This window comes from Pseudomonas palleroniana (assembly GCF_003031675.1).
GTDB lineage: Bacteria > Pseudomonadota > Gammaproteobacteria > Pseudomonadales > Pseudomonadaceae > Aquipseudomonas > Aquipseudomonas palleroniana.
Genome location: NZ_PYWX01000045.1, coordinates 1 through 20,891 on the forward strand (window position 1 = coordinate 1; position 20,891 = coordinate 20,891).

General features: G+C 61.3%; 23 protein-coding genes. 9 read left to right on the plus strand and 14 right to left on the minus strand.

Annotated features, from left to right (window positions below; translation table 11 throughout):
* Positions 1-439 (minus strand): IclR family transcriptional regulator (locus C9383_RS14955; RefSeq protein ID WP_146164713.1); only part of this gene is annotated, 439 nt, incomplete at its 3' end.
* A gap of 235 nt (positions 440-674) precedes the next feature.
* Between C9383_RS14955 and C9383_RS14960 the strand changes: the two genes are divergently transcribed.
* Genes C9383_RS14960 through C9383_RS14990 form a run of 7 tightly spaced genes read left to right on the plus strand, consistent with a single transcriptional unit; the run spans position 675 to position 7,114 of the window.
* Positions 675-1,703 (plus strand): ABC transporter ATP-binding protein, encoded by a 1,029-nt coding sequence (locus C9383_RS14960; protein WP_060755342.1) that lies wholly within the window; start codon positions 675-677, stop codon positions 1,701-1,703.
* A complete protein-coding gene (locus C9383_RS14965) occupies positions 1,700-2,545 on the plus strand; it encodes an ABC transporter permease (RefSeq protein WP_090371686.1) in 846 nt (281 codons plus the stop codon). The genes C9383_RS14960 and C9383_RS14965 overlap by 4 nt, the downstream gene beginning before the upstream one ends.
* Positions 2,546-2,549: 4 nt before the next feature.
* A complete protein-coding gene (locus C9383_RS14970) occupies positions 2,550-3,344 on the plus strand; it encodes an ABC transporter permease (protein ID WP_090371688.1) in 795 nt (264 codons plus the stop codon).
* A complete protein-coding gene (locus C9383_RS14975) occupies positions 3,344-3,634 on the plus strand; it encodes a (2Fe-2S)-binding protein (RefSeq protein ID WP_060755345.1) in 291 nt (96 codons plus the stop codon). The genes C9383_RS14970 and C9383_RS14975 overlap by 1 nt, the downstream gene beginning before the upstream one ends.
* Complete coding sequence (locus C9383_RS14980; RefSeq protein ID WP_090371690.1) at positions 3,631-4,974, plus strand: FAD/NAD(P)-dependent oxidoreductase; 1,344 nt, start codon at positions 3,631-3,633, stop codon at positions 4,972-4,974. Before C9383_RS14975 ends, C9383_RS14980 begins: the two co-directional genes overlap by 4 nt.
* Entirely contained in the window at positions 4,971-6,068 is a 1,098-nt protein-coding gene (locus tag C9383_RS14985) for an NAD(P)/FAD-dependent oxidoreductase (RefSeq protein ID WP_090371692.1), read from the plus strand. The genes C9383_RS14980 and C9383_RS14985 overlap by 4 nt, the downstream gene beginning before the upstream one ends.
* 14 nt (positions 6,069-6,082) lie before the next feature.
* Positions 6,083-7,114, plus strand: a complete 1,032-nt coding sequence (locus C9383_RS14990) for an ABC transporter substrate-binding protein (protein ID WP_090371694.1) — start codon at positions 6,083-6,085, stop codon at positions 7,112-7,114.
* On the opposite strand, the gene nadE is transcribed toward C9383_RS14990, so the two are convergent.
* The 3 genes from nadE to C9383_RS15005 are packed head-to-tail and all read right to left on the minus strand — an operon-like array spanning position 7,115 to position 9,808.
* Positions 7,115-7,930: an NAD(+) synthase gene (nadE, locus tag C9383_RS14995; protein WP_090371696.1), complete on the minus strand. Its 816-nt coding sequence runs from the start codon at positions 7,928-7,930 to the stop codon at positions 7,115-7,117.
* Position 7,931: 1 nt separating this feature from the next.
* On the minus strand, positions 7,932-9,149 hold the full coding sequence (gene pncB / locus C9383_RS15000; protein WP_090371699.1) for a nicotinate phosphoribosyltransferase: 1,218 nt from the start codon (positions 9,147-9,149) through the stop codon (positions 7,932-7,934).
* 11 nt (positions 9,150-9,160) lie between these two features.
* Positions 9,161-9,808: a nicotinamidase gene (locus tag C9383_RS15005; RefSeq protein WP_090371727.1), complete on the minus strand. Its 648-nt coding sequence runs from the start codon at positions 9,806-9,808 to the stop codon at positions 9,161-9,163.
* Positions 9,809-9,954: 146 nt separating this feature from the next.
* Here C9383_RS15005 and C9383_RS15010 point away from each other — a divergent pair, with 146 nt between their 5' ends.
* The gene (locus tag C9383_RS15010; RefSeq protein ID WP_090371729.1) at positions 9,955-10,647 is read left to right on the plus strand and encodes an NUDIX hydrolase; all 693 of its coding nucleotides are present in this window, start codon (positions 9,955-9,957) and stop codon (positions 10,645-10,647) included.
* Between the two features lie 6 nt (positions 10,648-10,653).
* Here the strand turns inward: C9383_RS15010 and C9383_RS15015 are convergent, their stop codons facing one another.
* Positions 10,654-11,427, minus strand: coding sequence for an L-iditol 2-dehydrogenase (locus C9383_RS15015; protein WP_060755353.1), 774 nt, complete (start codon positions 11,425-11,427; stop codon positions 10,654-10,656).
* Between the two features lie 52 nt (positions 11,428-11,479).
* Entirely contained in the window at positions 11,480-12,790 is a 1,311-nt protein-coding gene (locus C9383_RS15020) for an ABC transporter substrate-binding protein (protein ID WP_090371730.1), read from the minus strand.
* 211 nt (positions 12,791-13,001) lie between these two features.
* Here C9383_RS15020 and C9383_RS15025 point away from each other — a divergent pair, with 211 nt between their 5' ends.
* The gene (locus C9383_RS15025; RefSeq protein ID WP_090372441.1) at positions 13,002-13,922 is read left to right on the plus strand and encodes an AraC family transcriptional regulator; all 921 of its coding nucleotides are present in this window, start codon (positions 13,002-13,004) and stop codon (positions 13,920-13,922) included.
* A gap of 6 nt (positions 13,923-13,928) precedes the next feature.
* On the opposite strand, the gene C9383_RS15030 is transcribed toward C9383_RS15025, so the two are convergent.
* The 8 genes from C9383_RS15030 to C9383_RS15065 form a co-directional block, all read right to left on the minus strand.
* The gene (locus tag C9383_RS15030) at positions 13,929-14,729 is read right to left on the minus strand and encodes an aminoglycoside phosphotransferase family protein (RefSeq protein ID WP_090371731.1); all 801 of its coding nucleotides are present in this window, start codon (positions 14,727-14,729) and stop codon (positions 13,929-13,931) included.
* 252 nt (positions 14,730-14,981) lie between these two features.
* Complete coding sequence (locus C9383_RS15035; protein WP_090371733.1) at positions 14,982-16,142, minus strand: MFS transporter; 1,161 nt, start codon at positions 16,140-16,142, stop codon at positions 14,982-14,984.
* 71 nt (positions 16,143-16,213) lie between these two features.
* Positions 16,214-16,876: a class I SAM-dependent methyltransferase gene (locus C9383_RS15040; protein WP_090372444.1), complete on the minus strand. Its 663-nt coding sequence runs from the start codon at positions 16,874-16,876 to the stop codon at positions 16,214-16,216.
* A gap of 192 nt (positions 16,877-17,068) precedes the next feature.
* Complete coding sequence (locus C9383_RS15045; RefSeq protein WP_090371735.1) at positions 17,069-17,308, minus strand: acyl carrier protein; 240 nt, start codon at positions 17,306-17,308, stop codon at positions 17,069-17,071.
* 25 nt (positions 17,309-17,333) lie between these two features.
* Positions 17,334-18,317 carry a beta-ketoacyl-ACP synthase III gene (locus C9383_RS15050; RefSeq protein WP_090371737.1) on the minus strand — a complete coding sequence of 328 codons (984 nt, stop codon included), beginning with the start codon at positions 18,315-18,317 and terminating at the stop codon, positions 17,334-17,336.
* 3 nt (positions 18,318-18,320) lie between these two features.
* The gene (locus C9383_RS15055) at positions 18,321-18,746 is read right to left on the minus strand and encodes a nuclear transport factor 2 family protein (protein ID WP_090371740.1); all 426 of its coding nucleotides are present in this window, start codon (positions 18,744-18,746) and stop codon (positions 18,321-18,323) included.
* Entirely contained in the window at positions 18,743-19,984 is a 1,242-nt protein-coding gene (locus C9383_RS15060; protein ID WP_090371742.1) for a cytochrome P450 family protein, read from the minus strand. Before C9383_RS15060 ends, C9383_RS15055 begins: the two co-directional genes overlap by 4 nt.
* Complete coding sequence (locus C9383_RS15065) at positions 19,977-20,891, minus strand: SDR family NAD(P)-dependent oxidoreductase (RefSeq protein ID WP_090371744.1); 915 nt, start codon at positions 20,889-20,891, stop codon at positions 19,977-19,979. The genes C9383_RS15060 and C9383_RS15065 overlap by 8 nt, the downstream gene beginning before the upstream one ends.

Genomic DNA, 20,891 nt, shown 5'->3' on the forward strand with positions numbered 1-20,891 from the left:
CGCGCCCGCCGATATCGCCGGTGAAGGTGCGGATCGGGTATGGACCTTCGCTGCGGTCAAGGCAGATCGCATCAAAACCGCTGCGGGCCAGCAAAAACAGTGAGTCGCCCAGGGACGCACTCAGGCGCAGCAGGCTTGGCCGCACCAGGTCACGCAGGTTGCCGGTCTTGCCTGCATTCGCCGCCAGCGCGAAAAACTCCAGGCTCAGGCGGTAGCGCTTGCTGCGCGCATCCTGCTCGACCATGCCCTCGTCCACCAGGCTGCGCAGCAGGCGGTGGGTGGTGGGCTGGGACAGGCCCACCTGCTGCGCCAGTTGGGTCACGCGTTCGCCGCCCTCCGGTACCGTGCCCAGCGTGCGCAATAACGCAAACAGCCGAGACACACTGCCCGCGCCGACTTCCTTGCCCTCAACATTCCGTTCAGTGGAATTATTTTCCATCAAAAAGCCTCAACTATTCTGACTATTGAATAAAACCGAAAATAATACTTCATTCAGTGAAATTCCATCTTCCACCCTTCCGGCTCTTCGTCCTAATCTGCGTTCACAGGGGCGAAATGAACAACAATCGGCAGCCGACTTGAGATCGAGCGCCAACGCACCCGCGACACTTCTTTCGCATCTGCCCAAAACAAAAAAGCGCGTCTCGACGCGACTCAAAAAGGTGGAACGCACTATGGCATTTCTCCAACTCAACGCCTTGAGCAAACGCTATGGCGCCGTCGACGCGGTGGTCGCTACCGACCTTGCGGTGGAAAAAGGCGAATTCGTGTCCCTGCTCGGCCCTTCGGGTTGCGGCAAGACCACCACCTTGCAAATGATCGCCGGCTTCGTGGACGTCAGTGGCGGGCAAATCCTGCTCGACGGTCGCGACATCACTCACGCCAAGCCCGCCAGTCGCGGCCTGGGCGTGGTGTTCCAGAGTTACGCGCTGTTCCCGCACATGAGCGTGCGCGACAACGTCGCGTTCGGCCTGAAGATGCGCAAAGTGCCGGCCAGCCAAATCGCCACCCAGGTCAAAAACGTGCTGGAGCTGGTACGCCTGGCGCAACATGCCGAGCGCTACCCGCGCGAGCTGTCCGGCGGCCAGCGCCAACGGGTGGCCCTGGCGCGTGCGCTGGTGATCGAACCACCGGTGTTGCTGCTGGACGAACCGCTGTCCAACCTCGACGCCAGCCTGCGCGAAGAAATGCAATTTGAAATTCGCCGCATCCAGTGCGCCGTGGGCATCACTACCTTGATGGTTACTCACGACCAGGCCGAAGCGCTGTCGATCAGCGACCGCGTAGTGGTGATGCAGGCCGGGCGTGTGACCCAGATCGACGCGCCGTACACACTCTATGAGCACCCACGCACCCGGTTTATCTCGGACTTCGTCGGTAAAGCCAACCTGTTGCCCGGCGACTACGACGCACTCGGCAACCCGCAAGTGCGCCAGGCAGGCGGCAGCGGTGAACTGACCCTGAGCCTGCGCCCGGAGAAAATCCAACTGGTAGACGCCGGCCTCGGCCGCCTGCAAGGCAGCGTGCGCGACCGCTACTTCTTCGGCAGTCAATGGTTGTACCGCGTCCACACCCCGCTCGGCGAAATCACCGTGGCCTGCAGCAACGACGGCAGCGTGCCACTGGGCTGCGGCACGGCGGTGGGCCTGCAGTGGCAAGCCGAGTTGTTGCGCGTCTTGGCGGCGGATGAGGTGTGCCCATGAGTCGGGGCTACTTATTGTCGTTGCCGGCCCTGGCCCTGTTTACCGGGCTGTTGCTGCTGCCGCTGGGCTTGACCTTGGTGCTGTCGTTCAACGTGTTCGACTATCAGGTCGGCGTGAAGGCCGATGAGTGGACCTTGGCCCATTACCTGTCGTTGCTGCGCGATGCGTATTTCTACGAAATCTTCTGGCGCACCTTCTGGATCAGCGCCTTGGTGACCTTGCTGTGCGTGGTCATCGGCGTGCCCGAGGCCTACATCCTCAGCCGCATGGGCACCCCGTGGCGCTCGATTTTCCTGATCCTGATCCTCACCCCGCTGTTGATCTCGGTGGTGGTGCGCGCCTTCGGCTGGAGCTTGCTGCTGGGCGCCGACGGCTTGGTCAATCAAGTGATCCAGGCCCTCGGCGGGCGCCCGGTGAAGCTGTTGTACACGCCATTTGCCGTGATCATCGCGCTGGTGCACGTGATGCTGCCGTTCATGATCATTCCGGTGTGGACCTCGCTGCAAAAACTCGACCCGTCGGCTGAACAGGCGGCGCTTTCGCTGGGCGCAAGCCAGGCCACGGTGATGCGCAAGATCGTCTTGCCGCAGGTGATGCCCGGCGTGTTGTCCGGCACCTTGATCGTATTCGGCCTGGCCGCCAGCTCATTCGCCATTCCCGGCCTGCTGGGCGGGCGGCGCCTGAAAATGGTCGCCACCGTGGTGTACGACCAGTACCTCTCGGAACTCAACTGGCCCATGGGCGCGACCATCGCGGTGGTGCTGCTGCTGGTCAACCTGCTGATCATGCTGAGCTGGAACCGCATGGTCGAAAGCCGCTACAAAAAGTCCCTGGGGGTTTAAGCGCATGTCCAGAAACGGTCCTTTGGCCCTGGGTTTTCACGGCCTGGTGGTGCTGTTCATGATGGCGCCGCTGGTGGTGGTGTGCCTGGTGGCCTTCACCCCGGAAAACACCTTGAGCCTGCCCACATCGGGGTTTTCCCTGCGTTGGTTTCGTGCGGTGTTCGAGCGCGCGGACTTTATCCAGGCGTTCTATAACAGCCTGGTCCTGGCCTTCACGGCGGCAAGCCTGGCCACACTGATTGCGGTGCCCGCCGCCTTGGCCATCAGCCGCTATCAGTTCCCCGGACGCAATTTTTGCAGTGCCTTGTTCCTGTCGCCGATCATCATCCCGCACCTGGTGCTGGGGGTGGCGATGCTGCGTCTGTTTGCGCTGATGGGCGTCAACGGCAGCTTCACCTGGCTGATGCTGGCGCACGTGGTGATCATCACGCCGTATGTGCTGCGCCTGGTATTGGCGGCCGCCATCGGCATTGACCGCAGTGCCGAGCAAGCGGCCGAATCCCTCGGTGCCGGGCGCTTTACGCTGTTTCGCCAGATCACCCTGCCGATGATCCTGCCCGGCGTGGCGGGCGGCTGGCTGCTGGCATTCATCAACAGTTTCGATGAAGTGACGCTGTCGATCTTCGTCAGCTCACCGGCCACGCAAACGCTGCCGGTGCGCATGTACGTCTACGCCACCGAATCCATCGACCCCATGATGGCGGCGGTGTCGGCGCTGGTGATCGGGTTGACGGCAGTCACCATGATTGTACTGGACCGGGTCTACGGCCTGGACCGCGTACTGGTGGGGAAACACTGATGGCGCTGTTCAAGCGATTGGCCGAAACCACGCGCCCTGCCCTGGCCTTTACCCTGGACGGGCAACCGGCCACGGGCCTGCTGGGCGACACCCTGCTCACGGCCATCCTGACCTGCGCCGACCACCTGCGGGGCAGCGATTTCAGCGCCGAGCGCCGCGCCGGGTTCTGCCTGATGGGCGCCTGCCAGGATTGCTGGGTACGGTTGGAGGACGGGCGGCGCGTGCGGGCCTGCTCGACGCTCCTGGAAGAGGGCCAGGCCATCAGCCGCGACCCGGGGCGCCAAGCATGAAGCCGGTGGTGATTGTGGGCGCAGGCCCGGCGGGGATCAGTGCGGCGCGTACCCTGCTCGAGCATGGCATCAAGCCGTGCCTGATCGATGAAAGCCTGCGCGGCGGCGGGCAGATTTATCGGCGGCAACCGGCGAACTTCCAGCGTTCGGCCAAGCAGCTTTACGGTTTTGAAGCGGGCAAGGCTGAGGCGGTACACCGCACGATGGATGAATTGGCGCCGTTGCTCGACTACCGGCCCGAAACCCTGGTGTGGAATGCCGAAGGCGGTCGCCTGGACCTGCTCCATCACGGCCGTGCCGAAAGCCTTGCGTACTCGCGCATCATCGTTGCCACCGGCGCCACCGATCGTATCCTGCCGGTGCCGGGCTGGACCCTGCCTGGGGTGTACAGCCTTGGCGCTGCGCAAATCGCCTTGAAGTTTCAAGGCTGTGCCATCGGTGAGCGCGTGGCGTTTTGCGGCAGCGGGCCGTTGCTGTATCTGGTGGCGTATCAATACGCCAAGGCCGGGGCCAACGTGGTGGCGGTGCTCGACAGCGCGCCCTTCAGCGCTCAATTCCGGGCATTGCCGGCGTTGCTCGGGCAACCGCTGACGTTGGCCAAGGGCTTGTACTACCGCGCCTGGCTCACGGCCCATGGGGTTCCCGTACATCAGGGGGTGACGCTCAAGCAGATTGACGGTGAACAACGGGTCAGCGCCATCCGCTGGGCTGAACAGAGCCTGGCCTGTGATGCGGTGGCCTTCGCCCATGCGCTGCGCAGCGAAACCCAGCTGGCGGACCTGCTCGGCTGCGAATTTGCCTGGAACGCCCTGAATCGTGCCTGGTTGCCGCAACGCGACAGCGCCGGGCGCAGCAGTGCCGACGCGGTGTACCTGGCTGGCGACGGCGCCGGCATCATGGGCGCGGAGGCTGCGCACATGGCCGGTGAGCGGGCGGCCTTGGCGCTGCTGGAAGATATGGCTATCACCATTGATCAGCGTCGCGCCGCCTGGCTGGAGCAGCAGTTGGCGGGCATCCAGCGCTTTCGTCAGGGCCTGGAAACCGCCTTCCCCTTCCCGCAGCAGTGGGCAGCCGAGGCGCCCGATGCGTTGATCCTGTGCCGTTGCGAGGAAGTCCGCGTGGGCGACGTGCGCGCGGTGGTCGACGAAGGCCACTGGGAGATCAACCGGGTCAAGGCCCATTGCCGCGTCGGCATGGGCCGCTGCCAGGGCCGCATGTGCGGTTTGGCGGCGGCGGAAATCATTGCCGAACACAGCGGCCGAGGCATTGAGCAGATCGGGCGGCTACGCGGCCAGGCACCGATCAAGCCGCTGCCATTTGGCGTGCAGGTGCAACCATGATCGACGTCATTGTGCTGGGGGGTGGCATTGTTGGCGCATCGGCGGCCCTGATGCTCGCGCAGCGCGGCCAGCGCGTGGCGCTGCTGGAACGGGACTTTTGCGGCTCCCATTCCAGCGGCGTCAACTATGGCGGGGTGCGGCGTCAGGGTCGGCCATTGCATCAACTGCCGCTGTCGCAACGTGCCCATCAGCTCTGGGCGGACTTGCCGGGGTTGATCGGTATCGATGGCGAATACGTGCGTTCCGGGCATCTGAAGTTGGCGCGCAGTCACGCGGATTTTGCCGCGTTGCAGGCTTACGCAGACCAGACGCGAGGATTCGGCCTGGGCTTGCAACTGCTCGATCACGCGCAGCTGCGCGCCAGATTCCCTTGGGTGGGCGACATCGCGGTCGGTGCTTCGCTGTGCCCCGAGGACGGCCATGCTAACCCGCGCCTGGTGTCGCCCGCCTTCGCGCGTGCCGCGCAACGCCTGGGCGCAACGATCTTTGAGCAGGCCGAAGTGATTGGCATTGAGCACGACGGAGCGTGTTTCCAGGTGCGTTGTGCCAACGGCCTGCACTTACACGCGCCCTGGCTGCTGAACTGTGCCGGCGCGTGGGCCGGCACCGTCGCCGCACAGTTTGGCGAGCCGGTGCCCATCACTGCGGCGCACCCGGCGATGCTGGTGACCGAACCGCTGCCGGTGGTGATGACGGTGAGTACCGGCGTTGAAGGCGGTGGGATTTACGCGCGCCAAGTCGCCCGCGGCAATTGCATCCTGGGCGGCGGCCGCGGCTTCGCCCTGGGCCCGCTGACGGCGCGCCCAGGGCAAGCGGCCGTGCTGGAGATCTTGCGTAACGCTACTGAGCTGTACCCGTTTCTCCAGGGCGCGCAGGCGATCCGTACCTGGAGCGGCACCGAGGGCTACCTCCCCGATCATGAACCGGTGATCGGTCCCAGCAGCACCCAACCCGGCCTGCTCCACGGTTTCGGCTTTGCCGGCGCCGGGTTCCAGCTTGGCCCGGCGGTCGGTGAAGCCCTGGCGGACCTGGTCTGCACAGGCGCCAGCCGCCAACCCATCGCAGCGTTTTCCATTCGTCGTTTCCAAGCCTGAGAGGAAAAACATCCATGAGCCTAAGTATTGCACTGTCCTGCTTGTCCCTCGCCACACTTGCTTGCACCGCCCAGGCGGCGCCCACGCTGTACCTGGGCATGAACGGCGGCACCATGGAGCGGGTATACGCCGACAAGGTGCTGCCCGCCTTCGAAAAAGCCAATAACGTCAAGGTGGTGATCGTGCCCGGCACGTCGTCGGACATCCTCGCCAAGGTCCAGGCCAACAAAGACAACCCGCAGATGCACGTGATGTTCCTTGATGACGGCATCATGTACCGCGCCATCTCCATGGGTCTGTGCGACAAGCTCACGCCCAATCCGACCCTGGAGCAGATCCCCGCCAAGGCGAAGATCAAGGATCAAGCCGTGGCCGTCACGCTCGGCGTGACCGGCCTTGGCTACAACGCCAAGATGTTCAAGGAAAAAGGCTGGGCGGCGCCCACCTCGTGGATGGACCTGGCCGACCCGCGCTTCAAGGACAAGGTGGTGTTCCAGTCGCTGGCCTCCTCCACTTTCGGCCTGCACGGTTTTTTGATGTTCAACCGCATCCAGGGCGGCGACGAGAGCAACGTGGAGCCCGGCTTCAAGGCCTGGCCAAGCACCATCGGCCCGAATGTACTGGAGTACATCGCCAGCTCCGCAAAAATATCTGAAATGGTGCAAACCGACGAAGCCGCCATTTTCCCGCTCACACCGACCCAGGTCACCACTCAGAAACTGCTCGGTATCCCGATGGAATATGCCCAGCCCAAGGAAGGTGCGGTGGTGCTGAACGTGGCCGAGTGCGTGATTGCGCGCAATGACCAGCCGGAACTGGCGCAGAAACTCGCGGCATTTTTGCTGACCGCCGAAGCCCAGGCGCCGGCACTGGAAGAAGGTGACCAGATTCCGTCGAACCCGACCACCCCGACCACCAACAAGACCCGTGGCCGGGTGGAGGCCATGCAGGGTTACTTGCAGAGCGCAATTTCGATTGATTGGGACCAGGTCAACCAGGCGCGGCCGGAGTGGAACGCGCGCTGGAGTCGGTCGATCGAGCGTTGATCAGACAGGCGCTATCGGCAGCGCACGTTTGTGCGCTGTCTGGCGGTACGCCTTCTCGACGATTGCCCGCACCCGTTCAGTCACCGGTTCGCCCATCAGGTAGGCATCTATCTCGGCGTAAGAACAGCCATAGGCGTGCTCATCGAGCTTGCCCGGTGCCAGCTCTTCCAGGTCGGCGGTGGGGTGTTTGTGCACCAAGTTGCCCGGTGCGCCGAGGGCGCTGGCCAGCAGCCGTACCTGGGTCTTGGTCAGGCCCGACAGCGGTGCGAGGTCACAGGCGCCGTCACCGAACTTGGTGAAGAAGCCCATCAACGCTTCGGCGCCATGGTCGGTGCCCACCACCAAACCGTTGTGCAGGTTGGCCACGGCGTATTGGGCGACCATGCGTGCCCGGGCCTTGACGTTGCCCTTGATGAAATCGACATGGCTGGCGCTGGCCTCTGCGGCGCGCAGGCTGGCCATCAAGCCATCGACCGTGGCGGCAATGTTGAGCGTTTCGATCTGGTCCGGGGCGATGAAGTCCAGGGACGCCTGGGCGTCGCCTTCGTCGGCCTGGGTCTTGTAGGGCAGGCGCATGGCGATAAAGGTTGCGGCATACGCTTCAGCGCGCAGTTGCTCGACGGCCAGTTGGCAGAGGCGCCCGGCGGTCAGTGAGTCGACGCCGCCACTGATGCCCAGCACCAGCGCCGTGCAACCAGACTGGCGCAACGTGGACTTGATGAAGTCGATACGTCGCTGGATCTCGCGGGGCTCGCCGCCCAGGACCAGCGAGCGGTCGATGTTCAGTTCCTGAGCGATACGTTGCTGGGTTTGCATGTCACACCTCCACGCTGCCGACGTTGAATACCTGTGCTGCATACTGCAAGAACGAGGCGTCTTCGCAGACGTTCTTGATCGGGTCATCCGAGAACTTCACCACCGGCTCGCCGTGCACCCGCACCAGCTTCATCACGATGCTCAGCGGTTGTACACCGTCCACATCGCAGGCCAGGCTGGTGCCCATGCCAAACCCGAACCTGGCCTTGCCGCGCACGTGCCGCAGGATCGGCAGGCATTTCTCGAAGTTCAAGCCATCGGAGAACATCAGGTCCTTGGTCATCGGGTCGATGCCCAACTGTTTGTAGCGGGCCAGCACTTTGTCGGCCCAGGCGATGGGGTCGCCGGAGTCCTGGCGCAGGCCGTCGTAGAGCTTGGCGAAATACAGATCGAAATCCTTGAGGAAGAAATCGGTGCTGATCGTATCGGTCAGGGCGATCCCCAGGCGGCCACGGTACTCACCCACCCAGTGCTCCAGTGCGGCGTTCTGGCTCTCGCGCAGGCGCCCCAGTTGCTGATGCACCATCAACCATTGGTGAGCCATGGTGCCGATCAATGGCAGGTCGAATTCGTAGGCCAGGTGCGCGTTGCTGGTGCCGACGAACTGGCCGGGAAAGTCGCGGCGCATGATGTCCACCACTTCGCGCTGGGCCTTGAACGACAGGCGCCGACGGGTGGAGAAGTCAGACACGCGCAAGTCGGCCAGCTCCTCGCGGCTGAGGTTTTTCTCCAGCCAGTCGAACTTCTGGTAGAGCTTGCGGGTGACGTCTTCCAAGGTGACGTCGGGGTATTTGTCACGGTTGCGCAGTTCGCTGACCAGCGCCAAGACCGGTTGTTCGAACATGATGCAGTGCAGCATCGGGCCGATAACCCGGATATTCAGTTGGCCGTCGACTTCGCTGACGTGGATATAGCGCAGGTTGAAACGGAACAGGCCGAGAAAGCGTTCGTAATCCGGCGTGAGGTATTCGCGAAAACGCGGGTTGAACAGAAAGCGCAATTCGCCTTCACGGGCCTGCAAGCCGGCCATGTTCTCAAGTTCAGCACGCAGTTGCGGGATCAAGTGGCCGAGCTTCTCCTTGGAGCGCACGATGAAGTTGTATTCCACATCGACGTTGGGGTACTGATGCAATACGGCCTGCATCATGGTGAAGGTGTAGTAGTCGGTGTCGAGCAAGCCCTGGATCACCGGCGTTTCGTGGTTGTAGGCACTTTCCATGGTGAGTCTCCTTAACGCGTGGCGTGTACTGCCAGTTCTTCGCGGGTGCTGCTGATGACGGCACCGGCCTTGAGCAATTCATTGACGGCCTGCACGCTGCCCTCCTCGCTGATCCCCCGGCAGGCCGGCAGGTGCAGGACGACCTCCAGGCCGGCCTTGAGCAATTGCAGCGCGGTGGTCTTGACGCAGTAGTCCAGGGCCAGGCCGCCGACGATCACCCGCACGACGCCCTGGGCCTTCAAATACTCGATCACACCGGTGGAAAGCTTGTCGTGCAGGTCGTGATAGCAGGCACCGTAAGGGTGCAGATCGGGTTCGACGCCCTTCCAGACGAAGTAGTCGTAGTCATACGGGGCGGGCAGTTCATCGAGCAGCGTAAAACCCTCGGTACCCGGCACGCAGTGGCTGACCCAGGTGAGGTCGGCGTGAGGCAGGCCGGTGGGTTGCAACATCGCGCTGGCCTCGGTCACCACCCACGGTGCGTGCGGGGTGTGGGCGTCCTTGCTGCCCACACGGTGGCCAACGAGGCTGGCCATGTAGTTGAGCTCGGCGCCGATCTGGTCACCACCCGCCACCGGCAGTTCGTTGGGGCACAGTGGCGTGAAGCTCTTCTGGGCATCGACATCAAATGAAGCGAGGGCGGTTTTCGCAAGGGTCATGGTGGTTCTCCTGTGGCCTGGAAACAAAAGTACACGTCATGTACTTTCATTGCAAGAAACATTTGTTTATCTATGCTGGAACCAGTACATGACATATCTGTTCGATTGGTTAGACTGTGCGCCACCGCTGTTGCGAAGGATTTCCCATGCCACTTAGCCCTTACCTGCATACCGTCGACCTCTGCGCGCTGTTCTACTGCCGCGCCTCCGGCGAATTGAAACTGCTGCTCAATAAGCGCGACGCCGAACCCTTCGCCGGGCATTGGGCGCTGCCCGGCGTGGTGGTCAACGGCGACGTGCAAGACTTGAGCCTCAAAGATGCGGTGGAGCGTTTGCGGGTGAGCGCCAAAGTCGGCCTGGACCTGGCCTGGTGCGAGCAGGTCGGCACCGTGGGCGACGCATTTCGCGACCCGCGTTGCTGGTCGTCGTCCACCTTCTACCTGGCGATCGTCGCGGATGAGGTGACGCTGGCCGAACACCAGGGCTGGTTTTCACTGAATGCGCTGGCAAATGGCAGCATCAAGCTACCGTTCGACCATAACCTGATCGTCGCGGCAGTCCAGGAGCGGCTGTTTTCCAAGTCGCTGTACAGCAGCTTGCCGTTGCTGTTCCTGGGGGATGAGTTCAGTGCGCCGGAAGCCACCACGATTTTTTCGCTGGTGCTGGCGCGGCCGGTGTTGAAGACCAGTATTCGTCAGCGTCTGTTGAAGCTGACCGAGGCGGGATATCTGCGTGAGACCGGGCGCAAGAAGCACGGCGAAGGCGGCAGGCCCCAGGCGACCGTGCAGAACCTGAAGCCTGGAGCGGTGTATTTCTTTGATCGCAGCTTTGCTGAATAAACGCGGTCAGCTCATCCAGTTGCCACCGTCGACGTTGTAGGTTTGCGCAACCACATAGTCGGCGTCCTGCGAGGCCAGGAAGATCGCCATCCCGGTCAGGTCCTGCGCCGTGCCCATGCGCCCGAACGGCACTTCGGCGCCTACCCGCCTCTTCTTCTCGCCGGGTGCCAGCCCCTCATGCCGGGCGAACAGCGCATCCACCCCGTCCCAGTGCTCACCGTCCACCACCCCCGGGGCGATGGCGTTGACGTTGATACCGTGCTTGATCAGGTTCAACCCCGCCGACTGCGTGAGGCTGATCACCGCCGCCTTGGTCGCGCAATAGATCGCCACCAACGGCTCGCCACGCCGCCCCGCCTGACTGGCCATGTTGATGATCTTGCCGCCATGGCCCTGGTTGATCATCTGCCGTGCGGCGGCTTGCAGGGTGAACAGCGTGCCGGCGACGTTGATCGAGAACAGCCGTTCATAGCTGTCGCGGGTGATCTCGACAATCGGCGCCAGGTCGAACAGCGCCGCGTTGTTGATCAGGATGTCGAGCTTGCCGGCATGGGCGACCACGGCGGCAATCGCCGCATCGATAGAGGCCTGGTCGGTGACGTCCATCGCCACCGCGTAAGCCTGTGGGCCCAACTCGAGCGCCGTGGCCTGGGCGCGTTGCAGGTTGATGTCGGCGATCGCGACGCTAGCCCCTTCGGCAATATAGGCCTGGGCAAAGGCGCGGCCGATACCGCGTGCCGATCCGGTGATCAGCGCGCTTTTACCTTGTAGTCGTTTCATGAGCGTGGTCCCTTGGGGGTCATAGGGGAGTTGTTTGAGCGTTATTGGGTAGCTATTTGGGATAGCCGGCGCGCTTCATCTCGCGCTCGGTGGTCGACTGGGCCTCAAGCAATGCCTGGTCAACCGACATGCCGCCGGTGAGCGCCGCCGAGAACAGCTTGCCAACCGAGGTGCCGATGGCCTGGAACTCGGGAATCGTCACGTACTGGATCCCCACGTAAGGCACCGGTTGAGCCGAGGGGTGCGCAGGGTCAGCGTGTTTCATCATCTCCAGGGTCACCTGGGCAAACGGCGCAGCTTTCAGGTAAGCCTGGTTGTAGGTGGACTGGCGGGTGCCTGGCGGCACGTTGGCAATGCCTTCCTGATCAGCCACCAACTGGATGTAGTCCTTGGATGTCGCCCACGTTATAAATGCCTTGGCCGCGTCCTTGTGCCTGGACGTAGCCGGGATAGCCAGGGACCAGGCATACAACCAGGATGAGCCTTTGTCGGTGACTTCAGTGGGAGCCGCCGCAAAGCCCACGCTGTCGGCTACTTTGCTCTGGCTTTTGTCGGTGGTGAAGGAGCCGGCGACGCTGGCGTCGACCCAGATAGCGCATTTGCCGCTGTTGAACAGTGCCAGGGTTTCGTTGAAACCATTGCTGGAAACCCCAGGCGGCCCATAGTGCTTCAGGGTGTTGACGTAGTAGTTGGCTGCCGCCGTCCATTCGGGGCTGGTCAACTCAGGCTGCCACCGTTCATCGAACCAGCGTGCGCCAAAGGCGTTGGCCATGGTGCTCAACAATGCGATGTTTTCGCCCCAACCCGCCTTGCCACGCAGGCACAGGCCGTATTGGTCCTGGTCTTTTGCCGTGAGCTTGGCGGCGAATTCACCGAGCTGGGTCCAGGTCGGGTGCGCGGGCATCGTCAGCCCGGCCTGCTTGAACAGGTCGGTACGGTAGTAGGTGAGCGTACTTTCGCCATAGAACGGCAAGGCATACAGGGTGTTGTTGACCGACAGGCCCTGACGCACGGCGGGGAAGATATCGTCGGCGTCGTAATCCGCCGGGAGTGGGCTCAGCGGTTCCAGCCAGTGTTTGGCGCCCCACAGTGGCGTTTCATAAGTGCCGATGGTCAGCACGTCGAACTGCCCGCCCTGGGTGGCGATATCCGTGGTGAGGCGCTGGCGCAACACGTTTTCCTCCAGCACCACCCAGTTGAGCTGGATGCCCGGATGCTGCTGCTCGAAGACCTTGGACAGACGCTGCATGCGGATCATGTCGCTGTTGTTGACCGTGGCGATGGTCACGGTGTCGGCGGCATGGCTGGGCAAGGCCAGCGCCAGGCCGGCCAGCACGAACAACGCTTGCGGGAGCTTGGACATAGCGGTTTCCACCTGTTGTTTTTGTTGTTGAGGGCCGATTACAGCAGCTTGACCAAACCCGCTCAAACACATGGCGAATGCTCGACTGATACTTTTTTAACCTCGTCGCCAAAATCAAAAAAGTATCGGCTCAGGGCGAAACCCTGGGTAGCGCAGAGGCTGCCGGTGCGCGTATTTTGAGGCGTTCCCTTACTTGAAAAGAGGCATGAGCATGCCCGTCAGCCGCGCCGAACTGTTCGAGCATCGCCCCGCCGAACTTGAAGTGATCCTGCCCGAACCGGACCGCTGCTTTCGCTGGTTCGAACATGACTACCCTTACGACCTGGCGCGCTGGAACCACCATCCCGAGTTCGAAATCCACCTGATCCGCCAAGGCAGCGGCAAACTGATTGCCGGGGATTACATCGGCGCTTTCAACGCCGGGCATGTTGCGCTGATCGGCCCGGACCTGCCTCACGACTGGATCGGCGACCTTGCCCCCGGCGAATACCTGAAGGGGCGCGACGTGGTGCTGCAATTCGACGGCGCCGCCCTCCTCGCCTTGCGTAAAAACCTGCCGGAGCTGGGCGATTTGCGCCCCTTGTTCGAACGGGCGCGGCGCGGCCTGGCATTCAGCGGCAGCACGGCCACGCAGGCGGCACAGTTGATCGAGGCCATCGGTCATGCCCAGGGCCTGCAACGGCTGATCCTGTTCCTGCAACTGCTCGACACCCTGAAAAACGCACCACAGCAGCAGGTTCAGACACTGGCCAGCCCCTGCTACGCCCCCACGTTGGATGCGCGCAGTGCAGAACGCATCAACCAGGCCTTCGACTACCTGATCCGCGAGCTCACCGGCGACGTACGCCTGTCGGTGATCGCCCGGCAACTGGAGATGAGCGAAGCGGGCTTCTCGAGGTTCTTCAAGCGCAACACCGGCCATGGTTTTATCGAGCTGATGCGCAAGTTCCGCGTGCAGCGCGCCTGCCGGTTGTTACTGCAAAGCGAGATGTCGGTGGCGGCTATCTGCTTTGAAGTGGGCTACGCCAACTTGTCCAACTTCAACCGGCACTTTCGGATCGAGATGAATCTGACGCCGAGTGAATATCGCCGTGAAACGGCGATGCGATGGTTCAACCGCACTGGCCTGTAGCGTCGGTTACCGGGCCAACGCGCTTTGTGCCAGGTGGACGACCTCAAGATTGATTTCTGCGCGCTGGCGTTCTCCGTCCTCATGAAACCAGGCTGCCGATAATCCGGCATGCGCCACTACCCATTGCAGCAGGCGTGGGCGGGCGAGGCCTGCCATTTGTGCAATCACGTCAACCTGGCGGGTGAAACGCGCCGGGTCGTTACAGGTAGGCAAATCCGGGTTACAGATCAGATTGGCGTAGTCGTAACCGCGCTCGCCCATCACACGCTTTGGGTCGATCGCCAACCAACCCCGCGCACCGAAGTCGAGAATATTCTCGTGATGGACATCACCATGCAGCACCACGATGTCCTGTTGCGCCGCCAGCAACGCACGCGCCGTCGCTGCGCAGTCGAGCAACCTGCCGCCCTCATCCTCAGCCGCATTCCACAAAGACTGAAACCAGACGTCCAGGGTCAGTAACCCTTGCGGTGGCGAAGGACGCGGCGCGTGCAGTCTGGCAACCGTCGCGCAGGCAATCCGACTGGCTTCGTCATCCTGACCCGTGAGCGCCATACGCATCAAGGAACCCGGGCCGGTGGCACGTTCCATCAACAACGCATCGTCATCATGGGCGTACACCTGCGCGGCGCCGTCGCCTGCCCACCAGCTCATCAACCGCCCACCGAGCTTTTCTTCCGAGGTATGGGCAATTTTCAACATCGCCGGGCAGCCTTGCCAGCGCACGGGCAGCAAGTGGCTGCCGGGCGTCACGATAGGCTCGCCGTCGGCACTCAGGTTCCAGGATTGCAGATAGCGTTCGAACATCAAGGAGCTCTTTGGGTTGTCCCGTGAAAATGAAACCCAGTCATTTGCTACCTGTTAATCAGAATGATGCCACGAAAAACGTGGTGGAGACGTACATCGAATCTCTAGCTCAATGTCTAGTCCTGAAATGGGTGTAAACCCATTTCAGGACTAGACAGGGCGACCCAGATAGGGGCTCAAACCAGAGAGCCAAGGGTTAATAATCAGTTACTACCTTCTACAAGAAAGGAGACAAGCATGATCCGCCAGCCTCTATCTCGCAAATGTTGATTGAGCAGTACGGGCCCTGAACTCCGGTATCAGCGAGAGGAGTGCCAACCCCCCTAGACCGGCGCCCACCCATAGTGCGCCCTGTAGTCCCAACCCGGCAGCGATGCCCCAACCGCCTATCCACGACCCCGCCATGACGCCAAGCATTATGCACGCCGTATGTACGGAGTTGACCAGCATGTTGTTATGGCCGACACGCGCCCCTCGGGTAATTAGCGCCGGGTTCATTGAGACGCCCGTCAGGCCGATAACGACCAGCGCCGCGATTGCGACCACTTTGACTTGGCCAAACAGCGCAAAAATGACCATGGCAGCTATCGCCGCCACCAAGCCGTAGGCGATGACACTAATGGTGTGACGGTCGGCCAACCGGCCCACGACATTGTTCCCCACCAAGGTTGCGAGACCGTATACCACCAGTAACGCAGGGACGGTCGGAGCTGAAAAACCGCTGACCTGGGTAAGGATCGGTACGAAATAGGTGAAGCCGGCGAAAGTTGCACCGATCAACAACAGGCTGGTGGCATAAACCTCCCACAGCTTGCCGTTCTTGAACACCGCCAGTTCTGAACGCAACGAGGAAACGCTTGGCGGCGGCGGCAGCGATGGCATCAGTTTCATCACGAGCAACCCGACCAGCAAGGCCACGACGGCCACCGCCACGAAGCTGACCCGCCATCCGAACCAGTCCCCCACCAGCGTCGCCGCCGGCAATCCGAGGACGGTACCCACCATCAGGCCGCCCAACACCATGGACGAGGCACGGCCAAACAAATGGCCTTCCACCAGCTCTGAACATGCCGTCAGCGCGACACCAAAGAATGCGGCAGCCGCAATTGCCGTGACAAGCCTGGCCACCACCATAATTCCGTAACCCGGTGCCAGTGCGCCAATGACCTGCCCGACCACGAACAACGCGATCAGCCCCAATAGCGCTTTCTTGCGAGGCATGGCGAGCAGTGCGACGGTCAGCAAGGGACCTCCCAAGGCCATCGCACCGGCATAGATCGTCACCAAGTAACCCACTGCAGCATACGAAACGCCGAAGTCACTCGATAACGCAGGCATTAATCCAGCCACCATGTATTCGCTGGTGGTGAGCGCGAAGATTGCAGCGCCGAGAACATAAATAATCAGGGGCATAACAGTTCAACCTCAAACAATAAAATAAATAACACTGTGGCTTGCGTACCGGAGCATCGTTGCAATCACCATCAGTGGGAATTGCCGCCTACGCCCTTGGGCAAAACCGTAGCGCAGTGGGCAAACAGATTTGAACTGGTGCGAATGATCGTCAGCCCGCACTCCGTCAACAGCGAATGCAACGCCGCCTTGGAGTAAGACCTTGAATAAAAACCATCGATACCGGTAAAAATCATTCCATCCGCCTGTGAGTGGCGTTCAAGGTTCTCCACCCCGCACTTGAGGTAGTAGCGCTGTCTGACACAACTTGCTTCGACACTGTCTCCAAACACGCAAATCACTACAGCGACATTGCGCGCCGCCAAGGACTTCAACAACCGGGTCGGATCACGAAAGTTGCCCAGTAAATTGAAAGGCAAAAGGTAGAGTTCGCGCGCGCCTAGTGGCGCTTGCCCGCAAGCGATGTGGTTGAGCACATCGGCGACGATTGTGCCCGCCCGTTCCGACATGCCCTCGCGCTCGATCCGAGCCTGCAAGAGCTGGATCGCCCTTGGATTAAGATCGACACCGAGGTAGCGTGCATTCAGCAGCCTGGCAATTTCCAGCGCCCTTCCGTCATAGCATCCCAACTCCACCAACATGTCACAGCGAAAATAGGCCATCGCCTCAAACGTCATCAGGCTTTCCATCTGCAACAAGGGCAATACATCATCCGGAAAGTTGGCCAAGGTCATGATTGTTGTGGCGCCGGAGTCACGCTCATAAAAAGCGGATTCCCGCTGCAACTCGATGCTTGAATTGAAATCCTGACTCACATCTACCCCCAGCCGTTGACGGCTTTGATGATTGATCCAAAATGCCCCCTTGCCATTGCGCCAGAGCGGCGTGGTCGGAGTGAGGACAGTGCATTGGTTTGTGATCGTGGGTCAGGACGCCAGGCGCAAATCTACCAGTTCTAGTAATTCGCCAACGGTTTCCAGAGGGTCGAGATCCTGGTCAGCAATGGGTACCTCAAACGCTTTTCGCAACTTGAACGACAACTCGGTAATGGCTAGAGAGTCGTCGGCAAAGTCCTGCATGCTGCTGTGAACAGTAATGCTGTCCCTGGGCACCTTGGCGTAATCACTGAGCAGCGTGAGTAGTTTGTCTTCCGTGGTAACAGCCATACTTTTTCTCCCTGAAATAAGAAATTTAAACAATCCTTGGCCAACGCAGCGCCACCGAACCCCAGGTGAGCCCGGCGCCGAATCCTGTCAATACAACCCGATCACCTTCCTGCAGGCTCCCCGCGCCATGCCCATACACCAACGCCAGCGGAATGGACGCTGCGACGGTATTTCCAACCTCCGAAAGGTTACTCACGACGCGCTCGAACGGGATGTCCAGCTGATCGGCAACTGCCGCCAGAATGCGCGTGTTTGCCTGGTGTGGAACGAGACGGTCGACGTCACGTACCTCCCAGCCAACGGCCTTCAGGATCTGCTGCACCGACTCGGTCATGTGGTTGACGGCTTCGTTGAATACAGCGCGTCCATCCATGCTGAAAAAGCTAGTGGACTGTTGATTTGCACGCTCTTCATGAGTGACCGCAGGGGTCATTAGCAACCCGGCCAGGCTGCCATCGCTACCCAAGTCGAACCCAAGCAAGGCACCAGGTTCGGCACTGTCACCGGAGCGCAGTACGACGGCGCCCGCGCCGTCCCCGAACAGCGCCCGGGTGGAGCGGTCGCCAGGATCCAGGGTGCGCGTGAAGGTGTCCGCACCAATTAGCAATACGCTGTGCACCACACCCGCGGTGATCAACGAGCTGGCTACGGCAAGCCCATACACAAACCCGGTACAAACTGCCGAAATATCGAAAGCCATCACACCACTCATTCCAAGCCTGGCGGCGACCCTCGGCGCAGTCGCAGGGCAGGAAAAGTCAGGCGTGGCCGTCGCAAGTACAACGGCATCCACTTGTGTCAATCCAGCACTGGACAATGCACGTGCCGCCGCTTCGATCGCCAGGTCGCCAGTGCTCTGGTGAGCCCCTGCGATATGGCGCTGGCCCACACCCGTACGGGTGCGAATCCACTCATCCGAGGTATCCAGTTCTTCGGCGAGCATGTCGTTTGTGACAATTGCCTCAGGTTCGTAGCCACCCAAGCCACAGATAACGGCTGCACGTAACATTGTTCAGACTCCTTGGACAATCTTGGCGGCGGCTTCCACTCCACCCAGCGCCTCAAGATGGCGCAGCGGGTTCCAGAAATCGCGGTAAAGCAGAATCTTCCCGTTCCGGGACCTGATTACCGAGATGTAATCCTGCTTGAGCTTGCCACCCGACACGATAGCCACGCCGTCGCCATGGAACTCACCGATGGCCAGGTCAGGATCGGCGGTGTCGTAGAACTGCACCTCGGTGAAGTTGACGCTCAGGTGCTCCGGGAACTTACGCATGTGCGCCCAGATGACTTCGCGCCCCTCAAAGCGGGTGTTCCAGCCAGGGGGTGCATAAGGAAACTCCAGCACGCCCTGCTCATGAAACAGATCGCACCAGCCCCTGGCGTCACCGTTCTCCAGGAGCTGCAAGCTATGAGTAAGAATCTCTCTGGCATTCATCGTGTATTCCTTTTTAGTGGGGAGGTGGACGCAACGCTCAGCCCGGGCAAGACAGGAACGCTGATCAAGGCCCGTAAAAAAGTGATCGGAAGCCACTGCAATTCCGAATGGGGTACGGCGAGGGATAAGTCGGGAAACCGGTCAAGCAGCCGGCCAATCGCGATGCGCCCTTCCAGGCGTGCCAGCGCCGCACCGACGCAATAGTGCACACCAAAGCCATACCCGAGGTGGCCATCAGTGCCGCGCGTCAAGTCAAGGACGTCGGGATCGTCAAATCGGTCCGCGTCATGATTGGCGGTCAGGTTGGAGACCAGGATGTACTCGCCCTTGGGAATGATGACGTCTCCCAGCACAATGTCTTCGATCGTAAACCGCAACATGGACGCACGCACCGGGCTGTCATAACGCACCAGCTCTTCCATAGCGTTGGGCAACAGCTCGGGCCGGGCACGCAACTGGGCCAATTGCTGCGGGTGAGTAAGCAGCGTGACCATGGCGTTGCCGATCATGTTCATGGTGGTTTCAAACCCACTCATCAACAGTAAATGCGCCATGCCCACCAGTTCGAGCTCCGTCAGTTGCCCGGTCTCGTCGGCGGCCTGTACCAGGGCGCTATACACATCGTCGGCCGGTTGTTGGCGCTTGGCCTGCAACAGGCGTCTCAAGTACACCGCCTGATGATCGGCCAGTGCATTGGCATCCTCGGGTGACAACAACTGCGCCTGGCGCTCCCACGAATCACGCACATGCTCGCGTTCGGCCTCAGGGATGCCGAGCAATTCGAAGATCACCGCGATGGTCAAAGGTACGGCGAAGTCAGCCATCAGGTCGGCTTGCTCACGCAAGGCAATGGCATCGAGCAGTGCTTCAGTCACCCGCTCTATATGCGGTTGCAGGCGCTCAATCTGACGCCTGGTGAAGGCGCGGCCCACCAGGGCCTGCAAGCGTGCGTGGTCCGGCGGGTCACAATTGAGCATGTGATGACTGAGGGACTCACCGATTTCCGCGCGCCGGATCCCGGTACGTTGAGCATAGAGCTCAGCGGCCTGCTTCGCGTCCCGCCGTACTCCGGGATGGGACAAGACTGTCCGGGCATCCTGATAACGCGTGACTAACCACACGGGGTGATTCGGTGCCAAGTGTGCAGGACGTGGTAAGCCGTCGACCTGCAAGCCGTCATAAAGTGAATGCAAGGGAGAAATCAGTTCCTCTCCCAGCCTGAGTTCGCGATCAGACACGTTGCACCTCCTTTTCAGCCGGGGCCGGGGTCACGATGGGCCGGAACATCTTGTCGACCATGGCATCAGGGAGCAGCCACGCCAGCATCGTCCCGCGCCTTACGTCAGCACCGACGCGATAGCGAGTCTTGGGCTTGCTTGCCGTGAGCGCCACGAACACTGCGCCAGCCACGTCGGCAGGCTGGGTCAGACTGTTGCGCGCGCCCTGCTCGTTACCCTTAAGAAACCGCAGATAGGTCTCGCGATAAAGTGAGGCAATAGCTTCCGGCACCGACGCCAGAGCACGCTCGCCTTCAGCCGAGATCTTGTCCCAAATAGGTGTCCAGATAGCGCCGGGGCTTACCACTGAGACAGCAATGCCCATGGGTGCCAGCTCACGGCGCAGGGCATCACTCAGACCTTCCTTGGCAAATTGCGCTGCCGAGTAAGCCCCCAGATAGGGAATCGCAACAGAACCCAGCCCAGAGGTTATGTTGACCAGGCGCGCGCCGTTTGACTGACGCAGCAACGGCAAGAACGCGCGTGTGACGGCAAGCTGGCCAATCAGGTTGACCTCCAGTTGTTTGCGCAGCAGGTCGCTGGACACGCACTCCAGTGGTGCCGACACGCAAATCCCGGCGTTGTTGATCAGGCCCCACAGACCGGCCGCCCCGACCCGCGCCGACACGTTGGTTGCCGCGGCCTTGATCGAGTCTTCATCGGTCACATCAACCAGCACTACGCTGATCCGCCCTGATGGGCACTGCGCAATGAGATGTTCGCCATCGGCTTGCCGACGTACCCCGGCGATCACTTCAAATCCGCGCTCAGACAGCTGTAAGGCAGTTTCCTGACCAAGGCCAGAGGACGCACCGGTGATCAATACAAATTTGCCCTCGGTCGACAAAGGTTTGCTGCTGAACATCAT